At 38.1% G+C, this 14,267-nt stretch carries 12 protein-coding genes; 9 read left to right on the top strand and 3 right to left on the bottom strand.

From position 1 onward, the window contains the following. Positions 1-36 precede the first annotated feature (36 nt). On the top strand, positions 37-1,545 hold the full coding sequence (locus RST01_RS02575) for an MDR family MFS transporter (protein ID WP_147193857.1): 1,509 nt from the start codon (positions 37-39) through the stop codon (positions 1,543-1,545). 123 nt (positions 1,546-1,668) lie between these two features. On the opposite strand, the gene rpsT is transcribed toward RST01_RS02575, so the two are convergent. Then, positions 1,669-1,917: a 30S ribosomal protein S20 gene (rpsT, locus tag RST01_RS02570; RefSeq protein WP_066786268.1), complete on the bottom strand. Its 249-nt coding sequence runs from the start codon at positions 1,915-1,917 to the stop codon at positions 1,669-1,671. Between the two features lie 161 nt (positions 1,918-2,078). Here rpsT and gpr point away from each other — a divergent pair, with 161 nt between their 5' ends. The 4 genes from gpr to hpaB all read left to right on the top strand — a co-directional run bounded on the left by gpr (position 2,079) and on the right by hpaB (position 7,625). Continuing rightward, positions 2,079-3,086, top strand: coding sequence for a GPR endopeptidase (gpr, locus tag RST01_RS02565; protein ID WP_147193855.1), 1,008 nt, complete (start codon positions 2,079-2,081; stop codon positions 3,084-3,086). A 52-nt stretch (positions 3,087-3,138) separates the two neighbouring features. Further along, positions 3,139-3,981: a stage II sporulation protein P gene (gene spoIIP, locus RST01_RS02560; protein WP_066786274.1), complete on the top strand. Its 843-nt coding sequence runs from the start codon at positions 3,139-3,141 to the stop codon at positions 3,979-3,981. A gap of 178 nt (positions 3,982-4,159) precedes the next feature. Further along, complete coding sequence (lepA, locus tag RST01_RS02555; RefSeq protein ID WP_147193853.1) at positions 4,160-5,995, top strand: translation elongation factor 4; 1,836 nt, start codon at positions 4,160-4,162, stop codon at positions 5,993-5,995. Positions 5,996-6,191: 196 nt separating this feature from the next. Further along, the gene (gene hpaB / locus RST01_RS02550) at positions 6,192-7,625 is read left to right on the top strand and encodes a 4-hydroxyphenylacetate 3-monooxygenase, oxygenase component (protein ID WP_147193851.1); all 1,434 of its coding nucleotides are present in this window, start codon (positions 6,192-6,194) and stop codon (positions 7,623-7,625) included. Between the two features lie 142 nt (positions 7,626-7,767). Here the strand turns inward: hpaB and RST01_RS02545 are convergent, their stop codons facing one another. Continuing rightward, the gene (locus RST01_RS02545; protein WP_147193849.1) at positions 7,768-8,553 is read right to left on the bottom strand and encodes a phosphotransferase family protein; all 786 of its coding nucleotides are present in this window, start codon (positions 8,551-8,553) and stop codon (positions 7,768-7,770) included. Between the two features lie 101 nt (positions 8,554-8,654). Further along, positions 8,655-9,053: a lipoprotein gene (locus RST01_RS02540; protein ID WP_147193847.1), complete on the bottom strand. Its 399-nt coding sequence runs from the start codon at positions 9,051-9,053 to the stop codon at positions 8,655-8,657. Between the two features lie 199 nt (positions 9,054-9,252). On the opposite strand from RST01_RS02540, the gene hemW reads away from it, so the two are divergent. The 4 genes from hemW (at position 9,253) to dnaK (ending at position 14,008) form a co-directional block, all read left to right on the top strand. Continuing rightward, positions 9,253-10,386: a radical SAM family heme chaperone HemW gene (hemW, locus tag RST01_RS02535; RefSeq protein WP_147193845.1), complete on the top strand. Its 1,134-nt coding sequence runs from the start codon at positions 9,253-9,255 to the stop codon at positions 10,384-10,386. Positions 10,387-10,485: 99 nt separating this feature from the next. Next, complete coding sequence (gene hrcA, locus RST01_RS02530; protein WP_147193844.1) at positions 10,486-11,505, top strand: heat-inducible transcriptional repressor HrcA; 1,020 nt, start codon at positions 10,486-10,488, stop codon at positions 11,503-11,505. Between the two features lie 28 nt (positions 11,506-11,533). Continuing rightward, positions 11,534-12,142 (top strand): nucleotide exchange factor GrpE, encoded by a 609-nt coding sequence (gene grpE / locus RST01_RS02525; protein ID WP_147193842.1) that lies wholly within the window; start codon positions 11,534-11,536, stop codon positions 12,140-12,142. A gap of 36 nt (positions 12,143-12,178) precedes the next feature. Then, a complete protein-coding gene (gene dnaK, locus RST01_RS02520) occupies positions 12,179-14,008 on the top strand; it encodes a molecular chaperone DnaK (RefSeq protein ID WP_147193841.1) in 1,830 nt (609 codons plus the stop codon). The last annotated feature ends 259 nt before the right edge of the window (positions 14,009-14,267 follow it).

The following is a 14,267-nucleotide window of genomic DNA, read 5'->3' as shown; positions in this document are numbered from 1 at the left end:
CTATATACTGTGAATTAGAGAAGGGAGAGTGAATACATGATCACAAAAGAGAGCAATATCCGGTTTGTTGTTGCGGGATTGTTGCTAGGGATTTTGATGTCCGCCATGGACAATACTATCGTGGCAACTGCAATGGGAACGATTGTGTCGGATTTAGGGGACTTTGACATGTTTATCTGGGTAACATCCGCTTATATGGTGGCTGTTATGGCAGGGATGCCGATTTTTGGAAAATTATCGGATATGTTTGGACGTAAGCGATTTTTTATATTTGGATTAGTCGTTTTTTTAATTGGATCAGCACTCTGTGGGATTGCACAGTCAATGACACAACTAAGCATTTACCGCGCAATCCAAGGTATAGGCGGTGGCGCTTTAATGCCTATTGCCTTTACGATTGTGTTTGATATATATCCACCTGAGAAGCGAGGGAAAATAACGGGATTGTTGGGTGCAGTATTTGGTGCATCTAGTGTGCTCGGTCCGTTATTGGGCGCATACATCACAGAGTATATCAGCTGGCATTGGGTGTTTTATGTAAATGTACCAATCGGCATTATTTCATTATTTTTCATCCTTCGCTACTATAAAGAATCCTCAGCACTCGAAAATCAAAAAATTGATTGGGGTGGGGCAATTACTCTCGTAGCAGCAATCATCTGTTTAATGTTTGGATTGGAGCTAGGCGGCAAGAAGTTTGATTGGTTATCCATTGAAATTGTCAGTTTGTTTAGTGGATTTATAATTTTTTTTATAGCATTTATTATATTCGAGATAAAAGCAAAAGAGCCAATATTACCATTTTGGCTTTTCCGCAGACGTCTATTTGCTGCTTCACAAATATTAGCTTTTTTATACGGCGGTACGTTTATTATTTTGACCATTTTTATTCCCATTTTTGTTCAAGCTGTTTATGGCGGGTCGGCAACAAATGCAGGGTTAATATTAATGCCCATGATGCTTGGGTCAGTAGTAGGCAGTGCGATGGGTGGTATTTTCCTTACTAAAACAAGCTTCCAAAGATTAATGATAATTTCTGTGATATCCTATTTTGCAGGCATGTATCTTCTTAGTACATTGACGCCTGATACAGCAAGGCTACTTTTGACCGTTTATATGATTTTAGTGGGATTTGGCGTTGGCTTTTCGTTCTCTCTTCTGCCGACAGCTTCTATCCATAACCTTGAACCGAATTTTAGAGGGACAGCTAACTCAACTAACTCTTTCTTGCGTTCGTTTGGCATGACGCTTGGTATTACCATTTTTGGTGCTATACAAAGTAGTGGGTTTTCACAAAAATTGACTGACGCCTTTAAGGGAATGGGGAATGGGAACTATGTACCGGATTCAGATAATTCGAGGCAACTTTTTGAAGCAAGTGAACGCGCAAAGATTCCTAGTTTTATACTTGATAAAATAGTCCATGCTTTGTCGGACTCTGTTACTTTCACATTTTCTATGGCTTTAATTCCTATTGCCATTTCTGTCATTGTTGTACTATTGATGGGAAAAGATAGAGTTGGAGTTGTAAAAAAGGATAGTTAAGTTAATTCTAGCATTAAATAAAGGAACCGTTCGTAGTGAGACGGTTCCTTTTACATGGTCAAAAGATATGCAATAAAAAAAGGCTAGAGATTTCTCTCTAGCCTTTTTGAATCCCATCAAGGATTAAGCTTTTTTCATTAAACGAGCTTTTTGACGAGAAGCTGCATTTTTGTGGATCAAGCCTTTTGAAGCTGCTTTGTCTAAAGATTTAACAGCAAGAGTTAATAGTTCGTTTGCGTTTTCTTCTTTAGCAGTTAGTGCAGCGTCAGCTTTTTTCACAGCAGTACGCATTGCTGATTTAGCTTGTGCGTTTTGTGCGTTAGCTTTAGTGTTAACTTTTACGCGTTTGATTGCAGATTTAATATTTGGCATTTCAAATTCACCTCCTAAAAAGGATCGAGATGAGTAAATTCTCAACTGTATGTGTCTATACAACAAGCATCATTATAGCAAATGCCTACTATAAAAATCAAGAGACAATAGCAAAGAATATTTACTTGACACAATGGTCAAACTAAAGAAGAGGTGATAGAATGGAAAATTTCAAATGGTCAACTGTTGATTTAGTCGATGAAACAACAGCCTTTATCAATCATAAGACAGAGGAAGAGCGAGAGACACTAAGGGAATCTAATGGAATTGATATAAAAGAAACGTGGGAAAATATCGTAAAGGTCACAGAAGTTATTGTGTCCCAAAAAGGAGAAGAACATATCGGTAAGAAAGAGGGCACGTATGTTACTTTATCTGTACCTACGCTAGACCCTTACGACCAAGAAGGTCTTGAGATGTTCGAAGAGTCGATCATTAGAACACTGCAAAAACTTCATAAAAAAGAGACGCTTGAAAAAGTATTGATAATAGGGTTAGGCAATCGTACGATTACACCAGATGCCGTGGGTCCAATGACGATTGAACAGCTCCACAACCAGGATGAACTAATTCAAGATAGATGTATGATTTATGCGCCAGGCGTAACAGCGCAAACAGGATATGAAACGAGCGAGTTTGTCAAAGCGTTGGCGGATCGAATTAAGCCATCCTTAATCATTGCAATTGATGCTCTCGCAACTAATTCGAGCGAACGACTGTGTAAAACAGTTCAAATTACAAACACAGGCATTCAGCCTGGGGCGGGAGTAGGGAATGCCCGTAAAGAGATTTCGCTCGAAACAATGGGATGTCCTGTCACAGCAATTGGATTACCAACAGTGGTGGATGGTCCTGTATTGATAACAGATGCAATTGAAACCATGTTCAAATATATCTCCGCACAGATATCAGAAGGGAAGTCGCCGTCCAAAGCTTTATCTGTTTCTGCCTATACGCCAAACGAAGAAACGAAGATTCAAACAGAGGCACTGATGCCTATCTTTGGTGATTGGGTGAAGTGGGACAAAGAAGAGCGACTTCAGCTATTCCAAGAAGTTCTAACAGGCCAGCAACGGCTTTTTGTGACGCCAAAAAACATTGATGATTGGCTCTCTGCTTATATCAACATGCTATCGAGTGTTTGTACGCGATGGATTAGTAATGCATAATGGTTCTATCTCTCTCTCCTCCTTCATAAGCTGACAGGAGGAGGGATATAGAATGCGAAGACGCAAACAACGATGGAAATTTAGTTTATTATTCTTAGCAATCTTCTTTTCACTACCTATTATTGCAGCTAAGATCCCGGTGTTGGCTGAACAAAAGCCAAATGGAAAACCAGTCATTGAGTCCCCTGTACAAGAAACAAAAGTTGCTTATGCTGCTAAAAAGGGGTTAGCTACAAAAGTATCGGACAAAAAATCAAAAGCTTCTTTTGATGCATTGGTATATTTTACACATTCTCATGAAGCTTATGCGCCTATACTTCGAAAACATCAACAGGCAGTAACTGCGTATCATAATACCGAGAATATCCAATCCCTAGGAAAATTGTTCACCAATCATTTTAAACAAAATAATATTCAATTGGACCTTTTGGATGTTGATACTCAGAAAGTGATGAGTCAAAAACAAATGAAGTTTTACCAGGCGTATGATGCAGTACGTCCTTATGTTAAAAAGCAAATAGAAAAAAAAGATTATGATTTAATCTTGGATATTCATAGAGATTCTGCAAAAAGAAATTTATCGACTATCACATATAATGGCACCTCTTATGCGCGCATGGCCATTGTCATCGGAACAAAAAATCCAAGTTACCAGGCAAATGAAGCATATGCTGAGAAGTTGTCTAAAAAAATGGCAGACCTTGTACCTGGTATCTCGCGTGGTGTCATTGCTAAAAAGGGTGCGGGCGTAAATGGAATTTACAATCAAGATTTGTCGAAGCAATCCATTTTAGTTGAAATAGGCGGTGTGGATAACACAGAAGAAGAGTTAAATCGATCAGTCGCGATTTTGGCACGTGCAATCGAAGAAGCGTTTGCTAATCCTAATTCCTAACATTGCAATATATGGCGTTTCACTGCTATAATTCTTAATAACAACATTTCAGTAGATCACCGCTTCTATAGTGGTGTGATAGAAAGAGAAATGAAGCTGAAAAAATGAATTAGTCTAAGGCAACGCATGCAGATAGACGATTCAAAAATGAGGCGCATAGATTATAGGAGCGGAACGAATGAATCGAGAAGAATTAATTAACAGACAAGAACATATACGAAATTTCTCTATTATCGCACATATTGATCACGGCAAATCAACATTAGCAGACCGGATACTAGAGAAAACCCAAGCCCTAACAGCAAGGGAAATGAAAGAACAGCTGCTAGATTCCATGGATTTGGAAAGAGAACGAGGCATTACAATTAAACTAAATGCTGTACAGTTGAACTACACAGCGAAAGATGGAGAAACATATATTTTACATTTAATCGATACACCGGGGCATGTCGATTTTACTTATGAAGTATCACGAAGCTTGGCTGCATGTGAAGGTGCGATTTTAGTTGTCGATGCAGCACAAGGTATTGAAGCTCAAACGCTTGCAAATGTATATCTTGCGCTAGATAATGACTTGGAAATCTTACCAGTCATTAACAAAATCGACCTTCCATCAGCTGATCCAGAGCGTGTACGAGGTGAAATAGAGGATGTCATTGGACTCGATGCATCTGAAGCTGTGCTTGCATCAGCCAAAGCTGGCATTGGAATAGAAGATATTCTGGAGCAGATTGTTGAAAAAGTGCCAGCACCAATAGGGGATCCGGAAGGGCCATTACAAGCACTGATATTTGACTCTGTATATGATGCATATCGTGGCGTAATTACCTCTATTCGGGTTGTTGAAGGCACTGTGAAACCAGGAGATAAAATTCGCATGATGGCAACAGGCGCAGAATTTGAAGTCATCGAAGTAGGCGTGCATACTCCAAAAATGACGCCAGCGAAGTTTTTAACTGTCGGGGATGTTGGCTATCTCACAGCTTCTATTAAGAATGTAGGAGATACGCGCGTAGGGGATACGATTACCTTTGCAAATCGCCCAGCCACAGAAGCATTACCTGGCTATCGTAAGTTGAACCCGATGGTGTATTGCGGTCTTTATCCAATTGATACATCAAAATACAATGATTTACGGGAAGCATTAGAAAAATTAGAGTTGAATGACTCTGCTCTTCAATATGAGCCTGAAACCTCTCAAGCTCTAGGATTTGGTTTCCGTTGCGGATTTTTAGGTCTCTTGCATATGGAGATCATTCAAGAACGTATTGAGCGCGAATTTAATATTGATCTAATTACAACAGCACCATCAGTTATTTACCATGTTCATATGACCGATGGTGAGGAAGTTAAAGTGGACAACCCTTCAATGATGCCGGATCCACAAAAGATTGATCGTATTGAAGAGCCTTATGTTAAAGCAAGTATAATGGTGCCAAATGATTATGTGGGTGCTGTAATGGAGATCTGCCAACGAAAACGCGGGAATTTCCTGACGATGGATTATATGGATTCTATACGCGTAAATATCCTGTATGAAATTCCGTTATCCGAAATTGTTTATGATTTCTTTGATCAATTGAAATCCAGCACAAAAGGATATGCATCTTTTGACTACGAATTGATTGGCTATAAACCATCAAAACTAGTGAAGATGGACATTCTCTTGAATGCAGAACAGGTCGATGCTTTAAGTTTCATTGTTCACAAGGATTTTGCTTATGAACGAGGCAAGGTTATTGTTGAAAAATTAAAAGAGTTAATTCCACGTCAACAATTCGAAGTACCAGTGCAAGCTGCGATTGGTCAAAAAGTTGTTGCACGTTCAACTATTAAAGCGATGCGTAAAAACGTTTTGGCTAAATGTTACGGCGGCGATATCTCGCGTAAACGTAAACTTCTTGAGAAACAAAAAGAAGGTAAAAAACGTATGAAGCAAGTCGGCTCCGTTGAAGTCCCGCAAGAAGCGTTTATGGCTGTACTTAAAATGGATGATGATCAACCGAAAAAATAATTTTAAAATTACAATGTTGTTGGAAACATGCGTAAGTAGCTCTTATAGATAAAAACACCTGATGAGGTTTTTCAAGCTCATCAGGTGTTTTTCATTTTTCAATTAAATAGCCATGTCACCGCCTGTTAAGAATTGTCATATGATACTTTTAGACGAATAACTAAAAGTTGATGAATAAAAAGGTAGGAGGAGAGTTATGCCCGTAAGAACTGGATCCCAATATATTGAACAGATTGACCAATTGAAAGCTAATATTTGGGTTGATGGAGAACAGGTGACAGGAAATATTTCTGAACATCCTGCATTTAGAGGTGTAATGAAGAGTCAGGCTAGGTTATATGATTTACAGCATGATGAAATATTAAAAGATAAATTAACCTATCTCTCTGAGGGGAAGGGTGATCCTGTAGGACTTTCCTTTCTCATGCCAAGGTCAAAAGAAGATTTAGCGAAGAGAAGAGAGGCTATCCAGCTATTGGCAAGAGAAAGCAATGGCATGATGGGACGAAGCCCGGATTATATGAATACAGCACTCATGGCTATGGCTTCATCTGCCCATTTATTGGAGGGGAAAGATCATTGTTTTCCTGGAAATTTACAAAAATATTATGAATATGTTCGAGATAATGATTTATCGATGACACATACGTTTATCGAACCACAAGTGGACCGCGGCAGTGTTTTAGATAAACCGACGAGTGAGCCAATATCTGCTGAGGTTGTAGAAAGAACGAGTGAGGGTCTTATTGTCAAAGGAGCGCGTTTACTCGCAACCCAGGGCGGTATCACCGATGAAATGTTATTCATTAAAGCGGGGAAGCCATTTGATGAAGAGAGCGGGTTTGCCTTTTCCATTCCAAGTAACACAAAGGGACTCAAATTTATTTGTAGAGAATCATTTGTAAAAGGAGAGTCTGTCTTTAATTATCCTTTAAGTTCTCGCTATGAAGAAATGGATTCTATTGTCGTCTTTGATAATGTCTTAGTACCGTGGGATCGTGTATTTTACTATGACAATATTGATGTCGCACAGTCCTTTTTAGGTAGGAGTTCTTTTCAACCTTTTGGACTACATCAGGTGTTATCCAGACAAATTGTGAAAACAGAATTTATGCTGGGAATCGTTCAATCAATTATAGAATCTATCAATATTTCAGGCTTTCAACACGTACAAGAAAAGGCTACCGAAATTATTGTGGCACTTGAAACTTTAAAAGCCTTGTTGATCAAATCCGAAGTTGAAGCAAAGATGAACGAAGCAGGTTTGATGCAGCCGGATTATACGACTCTTAGAGTTGCCATCAGTATTTTTCCTAAGGTATATCCACGTTTTACTGAAATAGTTCAATTGCTAGGTGCGAGCGGCTTAATGTCTATTCCAACCGAAAAAGCATTTCACTCATCAATTCGAAAAGATATAGACCTATATCTCCAATCTGCTGCAAATAATGCAGAAGACCGTGTAAAACTTTTCCGGCTCGCTTGGGATGCGACAATGAGCTCATTCGGTACCCGTCAGACCTTATATGAACGATTCTTCTTTGGGGATCCAGTAAGATTGGCAATGAGCCTTTATCATGAATATGACAAGAAACCATATGTTGAATTGGTGAAAAAGAAACTTAAATAGAGTCTAAGCATTATTTATAGTCAGACTGAGAGAAAGTACTTAGAAACGAGAAATCGGATAGCCCACGGCTATCCGATTTTGATGATTAAATGGTATAGATTATCTAATGTGTTGGAGATGCCTTGTTTCGGATAGGATATGATTAAAAGAATTCATATAAGCCGTTCGCAAAGTAATCATATTCCTCTTGATTTATAATTTTATTGCCATATCCTTCAAAAAAAATCTCTCTATCACTATTTTCGAAAACATTAGGCTTAGGACGAATGGCAAGTGCTACATCATATCTTGGATCACCATAAGCCCCTCCCGACCAATCGATCATCCCCGATACTTTACCGTTATGCAACAATACATTATCTATTGTAAAATCGCCATGTATTAATGTTTGTTTGAAATTTTTGGGTTTTTGGGTTTGAATTTTATTTAATATTGCTTCTGACCCATCTACTTCATAGTGTGTGAAGTTATATGTGGCTTTTAGTAGCATTTCATCAATCCAAGGCGTTTTATATTTCAATTCAGCGGGACATGAAGTTGAATGTATGCGGGAAAGTGCCTTCCCAAAGACAAATATTATTTCCTCTCTAGTTTCCTTATTTTTCTCATTAGATAAGGCTTCTCTAACAGTTGCTCCTTCTAGGTATTCAATTAGAGCCCAAGTTTGATCTTTGTCACATTTAAATTCTTTTATTATTGGAATCGGTAAATCTGTTTTACTAGATAAACAATGTAAAACGGAAATTTCTTTGTTCAACCAAGTATTATATAAATGTTCTTTTGTTCTTTTAAGTGCGAAAACAGCCTTTTCACATTCAATAATGGCAACATCTGAGGTACAACCCTGTTTTGGGAAACGAATTGAATGGATGGTACCCATGTACTTTTTTATCTCATTAGGAATTTCACTTATATCAATTGGCTGCAAAATAATACACCTTCTTTACAAAGTATTCTAGTTTTCAATCAATTTATAGTGTTACTGTGAACTAAAATGAACGGACAGCTAGATTCCATCCACCTTTTATATTAATCTAAATCACGTTCTGTCGAATACTCGTTGCCATCCAAATCACTAATGACACGTTTGCCGACTTTCTTTAATTTTAAGTCTAATCCATTAGATCCGGTAATCGTATACGTGTTTCCAGCTGTTCTAATTTTTATATTGTTGTAATGATTTTCGCTACTTTTTTCATTGGTGTTTTTTTGAGGATTAGTAGAGGGTTTAATATTGTTCAAAGTGGGATTTGTAATAATCGTTAAATTATCTTTATTAAAAATAAGTTGGTTGGCTTCTTCGGTTTGTCCGCTAAATACGGTGTTTTCCAAATCACTTTTCTTTGCAAAATATTTCCCCTTATCTGTGTTGCTTGCACAACCAGCTAAAACGAAAATTGACAATAAAGCAATCAAAAATCTTTTCATTATACACTCATCTCCTTTAATGTTTATACAAATTATAGGAAAATTAAAATAATTTTACAAGTTGTAATCTAAATAAAACTTTTTATATTAACGCGTCTGATTTTCATTAACAGTAAAAATAAACTAAACTATATGACAGGATTAAAAGATGTTAGTTAAGAAGCAGTTTAGAATTTTCAAAAGGAAGAAGGTTTTCAGATTGGCTAGAGGTATTTATATTCATATTCCATTTTGCCATCAGATTTGCAACTATTGTGATTTCAACAAGGTATTTTTTAAAAACCAGCCAGTCGATGAATATATAGAAGCATTGGGTGAAGAAATGCGCATGTGGGCAAGCGACTATAAGGATCACAAAATTGAAACAGTTTTCTTAGGGGGGGGGACACCAACCGCACTTTCACCTGAGCAACTTCAACGTTTATTGTCATTAATTCGCATGTATATACCAATGGAACATGTCACAGAATTTACTTCAGAGGCTAACCCTGATGAATTGACGGAAGAAAAACTGCGCGTTTTATACAATGGGGGCGTTAATCGGCTTAGCATGGGTGTTCAAGCATTCCAAGAGGAGCTTTTGAGAAACTTAGGGCGTACTCATTCCAATGAACATGTATTTGAAACGATCAAGAATGCCAGGAAGATTGGCTTTGAAAATATCAGCATTGATTTAATGTATGGTTTGCCTGGACAAACGATGGAACAATGGAAAGAAACATTAGCATATGCTTTCTCTTTAAACCTCACTCATTTTTCAGCATATTCATTAATCGTAGAACCGAAAACAATATTTTATAATTTGATGGTCAAAAGAAAGCTTAGTCTTCCAGGTGAAGATTTAGAAGCAGAAATGTATGATGTGTTGATGAAGGAGATGGAAAAACACGGGTACCATCAATATGAAATTAGTAATTTTAGCAAACCTGGCTACTCTTCTATCCATAATCAAATATATTGGGACAACGATGAGTATGCTGGATTTGGGGCAGGAGCTCATGGGTATATGAATGGTGTGCGTTATTCTAATATTGGTCCCTTAAAGAAATATATGGAAGCTATTTCTCGAGGCGAAAAGCCTATTCAACAGACACATGTTGAAACAAAGCAAGAGAAAATAGAAGAAGAACTCTTTCTTGGACTTCGCAAAACAGCGGGTGTCAGCAAAAAGAATTTCTACGAAAAATATCAATGTACTATCGAAAGTGTTTATGAGGAACAGCTGAAAGATTTACTTGAAAAAGAGCTTATTGAAGATGATGGTGACTTTGTCAAACTCACTCGAAAAGGGCGTTTTGTAGGTAATGAAGTATTTCAGCAATTTTTATTGTAGGGTTAGGCATTTCCGTTGACATCATTCTTGAGAGGTGTTAAATTAATAATTGTATTAGCACTCCTTCTTATTGAGTGCTAACAATGTGAGGTGATGATCATGCTAACGAATCGACAGCTGCAAATTCTGCAAGTAATCATAGATGATTTCATTGCGACCGCACAGCCTGTAGGATCTCGCCAAATTGCGAAAAAAGAAGGTATAGGTTTTAGCGCCGCTACCATACGGAATGAAATGGCTGATTTAGAAGAGCTTGGTTACTTAGAGAAAACCCATACTTCTTCTGGTCGGGTTCCTTCCGAAAAGGGTTACAGGTTTTATGTGGATCATATGTTAAAACCTCAAATTATTACAAATCAAGATATCATAACTATTCAATCCTTATTTCAAGATCGGATGATGGAAACCGAGCAAGTAATTCGTAAATCCGCTGATATTTTATCAGAATTGACCACCTACACGTCGATTATTTTGGGACCGGATGTTCAGCTTCATAAAGTAAGGCGATTTTCAATCGTACCGATTTCAGTGGGATCTGCTGTAGCCATTATCGTAACAGATCATGGTCATGTAGAAAATCGATTAATATCGATACCGGAAAACTATTCGCTATCGGATATTGAAAAAGTCGTTAATATACTAAACGAACGGCTTGTTGGAGTTCCACTGGAGCAGATTCACAAAAAGCTAGAAGAAGAGGCAACAGCTGTTATTGCGCAGCATATTGGCTCATATGATGGATTGCTTACGTCAATTTTCGACCTCAATAAGTACCACGGTGAGGGTAAGATATACTACGGTGGTAAAACGAATATGCTGAAGCAACCTGAATTCCATGACTTAAATAAAGTTCGAATGCTGATGGAGCTAATGGAAAAAACAAGTCAAATACAGACTATTTTCCCTCATCATCAATCAGGCATTCAAATCCGAATAGGCTCTGAAAACCATCATATAGCAATGGAGGATTGCAGCGTCATCACAGCAACCTACACTATAGGTGAAGAGCAAAAAGGATCAATCGCGATCATCGGTCCTACTCGCATGGATTATAGGCGAGTAGTTTCTATATTAGATTTAATGAGCAGTGGTCTTAGTCGATTTATCGAACGCCACTAGCATGGCCGGTAGAAGAGGAGGGTATTAATTGTCTAAATCAGAAGAAGAAAAAGAACAGTTCGCTGCAAATGAAGAGACAGCTAAAGAAAATGCAGCGCCAAAAACTGATGAAAACGTAGAAGCTGTACCGGAAGAAAAAACGGAAGCAGCTAGAAACGATGAAACAGATGAAAAGGTAGAAGAACAAGTAGACGAGCTAGCGCTACTAGAAGAAAAGCTGGCTAAAGAAGAAGAACGTTACCTTCGTTTGCGTGCAGACTTTGATAACCTAAAACGCCGCACGCAACTTGAACGCGTGGCACAAGAAAAGTATCGTGCTCAAAGTCTGCTGACAGACTTATTGCCAGCACTAGATAACTTCGAGCGCGCTATGCAAGCTGAAGCGACAACGGACGAGGCAGTATCGATGAAACAAGGAATTGAAATGATTTATCGTTCTCTTGTTGAAGCGACTAAGAAAGAAGGTCTTGAGCCGATTGAATCGCTTGGCGCTGAATTTGATCCCAACATACACCATGCAGTGATGCAAGAACATGACGAGTCAAAAGACCCGGGTATTGTTTTGCAAGAGCTGCAAAAAGGGTATATGCTGAAAGACAGAGTGCTTCGACCAGCAATGGTAAAAGTAAACGAGTAGTCGGATTAAGTAATGAATCACTAGGAGGAATTTTTAATGAGCAAAATTATCGGTATTGACTTAGGAACAACAAACTCTTGCGTCGCTGTACTTGAAGGCGGCGAACCAGTTGTAATCGCTAATAAAGAAGGAGCGCGCACAACTCCATCTGTTGTAGCATTCAAAAACGGTGAACGCCAAGTAGGTGAAGTAGCAAAACGCCAATCTATTACTAACCCAAACACAATTAGTTCAATTAAACGCCATATGGGTACAGACTACAAAGTAACAATTGAAGATAAACAATATACACCGCAAGAAGTATCTGCCATGATTCTTACACACTTAAAAGAGTATGCAGAAGACTATCTAGGTGAAAAAGTATCAAAAGCGGTAATTACAGTACCTGCTTACTTCAACGATGCAGAACGCCAAGCTACTAAAGATGCTGGTAAGATTGCTGGTTTAGAAGTAGAACGTATTATCAATGAACCTACAGCAGCTGCACTTGCATATGGTTTAGAAAAAATGGACCAAGACCAAAAAGTTTTAGTATTTGACCTTGGTGGCGGTACGTTTGATGTTTCTATTCTTGAATTAGGCGATGGTGTATTTGAAGTACTAGCCACTGCTGGGGACAACCGTCTTGGCGGCGATGATTTTGACCAAAAAATCATTGATTATTTAGTAGCGGAATTCAAAAAAGAAAACGGCTTAGATCTATCTCAAGATAAAATGGCTATGCAACGCTTAAAAGATGCTGCAGAAAAAGCGAAAAAAGAACTTTCTGGTGTGACTTCAGCACAAATTTCATTACCGTTCATCACTGCAGGCGAAGCTGGCCCATTACACTTAGAAGTAACTCTTTCTCGTGCTAAATTCAATGAATTAACAGCTGATTTAGTTGAACGTACAATGGTACCAACACGCCAAGCATTGAAAGATGCTGGATTATCTGCATCACAAATTGATCAAGTAATTCTTGTGGGTGGTTCTACTCGTATTCCTGCTGTACAAGAAGCAGTAAAAAATGCAACAGGTAAAGAACCTCATAAAGGCGTTAACCCTGATGAAGTTGTAGCAATGGGTGCAGCTGTACAAGGCGGCGTATTAACTGGTGATGTGAAAGATGTTGTTCTTCTTGACGTAACACCTCTATCACTTGGTATTGAAACAATGGGCGGTGTATTCACTAAATTAATCGACCGTAATACAACAATCCCAACATCTAAATCACAAGTATTCTCTACAGCTGCAGATAACCAACCAGCAGTAGATATTCATGTACTACAAGGTGAACGTTCAATGGCAGCAGACAACAAAACACTTGGCCGCTTCCAATTGACTGATATCCCGCCAGCACCACGCGGTATCCCTCAAATCGAAGTAACTTTCGATATTGATAAAAACGGTATTGTGAATGTTAAAGCGAAAGATCTAGGCACACAAAAAGAACAAAAAATCACAATTCAATCAGATTCTGGTCTATCAGAAGAAGATATCGAGCGCATGGTTAAAGAAGCTGAAGCAAATTCAGAAGCTGACAAAAAACGCAAAGAAGAAGCAGATCTTAAAAATGAAGCAGATCAACTAGTATTCCAAGTGGATAAAACAATTACTGACTTAGGCGATCAAATTACAGACGAAGAAAAAACTTCTGTAACAGAAGCAAAACAAGAATTGCAAAATGCGCTTGAAGCTGGTGAAACAGAAAACATCAAAAAAGCGAAAGAAAAACTTGAAGGCGTTCTTCAACCTCTTGTAATGAAAGTTTATCAACAAGCAGCTGAAGCGCAACAAGCACAAGCTGGCGCTGAAGGAGAAGGCAAAAAAGACGATGGTGTCGTTGATGCTGACTTCACTGAAGTAGAAGACGATAAAAAATAATTGTGCAAAATCTATATAAAATTAGAACTTAAGCAATGTACCTTTTATCAGAGTATTATAAAGGAAGACAATGCTCTCGGTTATAAGTACTGTAGTAATAGTTCGTTTATGTAGAATAAAAAGATAATCAAAAGCCAAAGACCGCTCTCGGGCTTTGGCTTTTTTAAATGAGTGCTGAAATACACCTTTTCAATAAAAGTGTGTTTTTGCCATTTTATAAATACATGATACAATAATATTTATGTTAAAAGAGCGGAGT

Origin of the sequence: Rummeliibacillus stabekisii, from assembly GCF_007988965.1 — a bacterium.
GTDB classification, from domain to species: Bacteria; Bacillota; Bacilli; order Bacillales_A; family Planococcaceae; genus Rummeliibacillus; species Rummeliibacillus stabekisii.
Note: the sequence above shows the minus strand (reverse complement) of the source record. Positions and strands in the feature narration are given on the sequence as shown.

Bases quoted from the DNA above. Each gene is read 5' to 3' on its own strand.
- RST01_RS02575 (WP_147193857.1), top strand. From the start codon at position 37: ATGATCACAAAAGAGAGCAATATCCGGTTTGTTGTTGCGGGATTGTTG.
- rpsT (WP_066786268.1), bottom strand. From the start codon at position 1,917: ATGCCAAATATTAAATCTGCAATCAAACGCGTAAAAGTTAACACTAAA.
- gpr (WP_147193855.1), top strand. From the start codon at position 2,079: ATGGAAAATTTCAAATGGTCAACTGTTGATTTAGTCGATGAAACAACA.
- spoIIP (WP_066786274.1), top strand. From the start codon at position 3,139: ATGCGAAGACGCAAACAACGATGGAAATTTAGTTTATTATTCTTAGCA.
- lepA (WP_147193853.1), top strand. From the start codon at position 4,160: ATGAATCGAGAAGAATTAATTAACAGACAAGAACATATACGAAATTTC.
- hpaB (WP_147193851.1), top strand. From the start codon at position 6,192: ATGCCCGTAAGAACTGGATCCCAATATATTGAACAGATTGACCAATTG.
- RST01_RS02540 (WP_147193847.1), bottom strand. From the start codon at position 9,053: ATGAAAAGATTTTTGATTGCTTTATTGTCAATTTTCGTTTTAGCTGGT.
- hrcA (WP_147193844.1), top strand. From the start codon at position 10,486: ATGCTAACGAATCGACAGCTGCAAATTCTGCAAGTAATCATAGATGAT.
- dnaK (WP_147193841.1), top strand. From the start codon at position 12,179: ATGAGCAAAATTATCGGTATTGACTTAGGAACAACAAACTCTTGCGTC.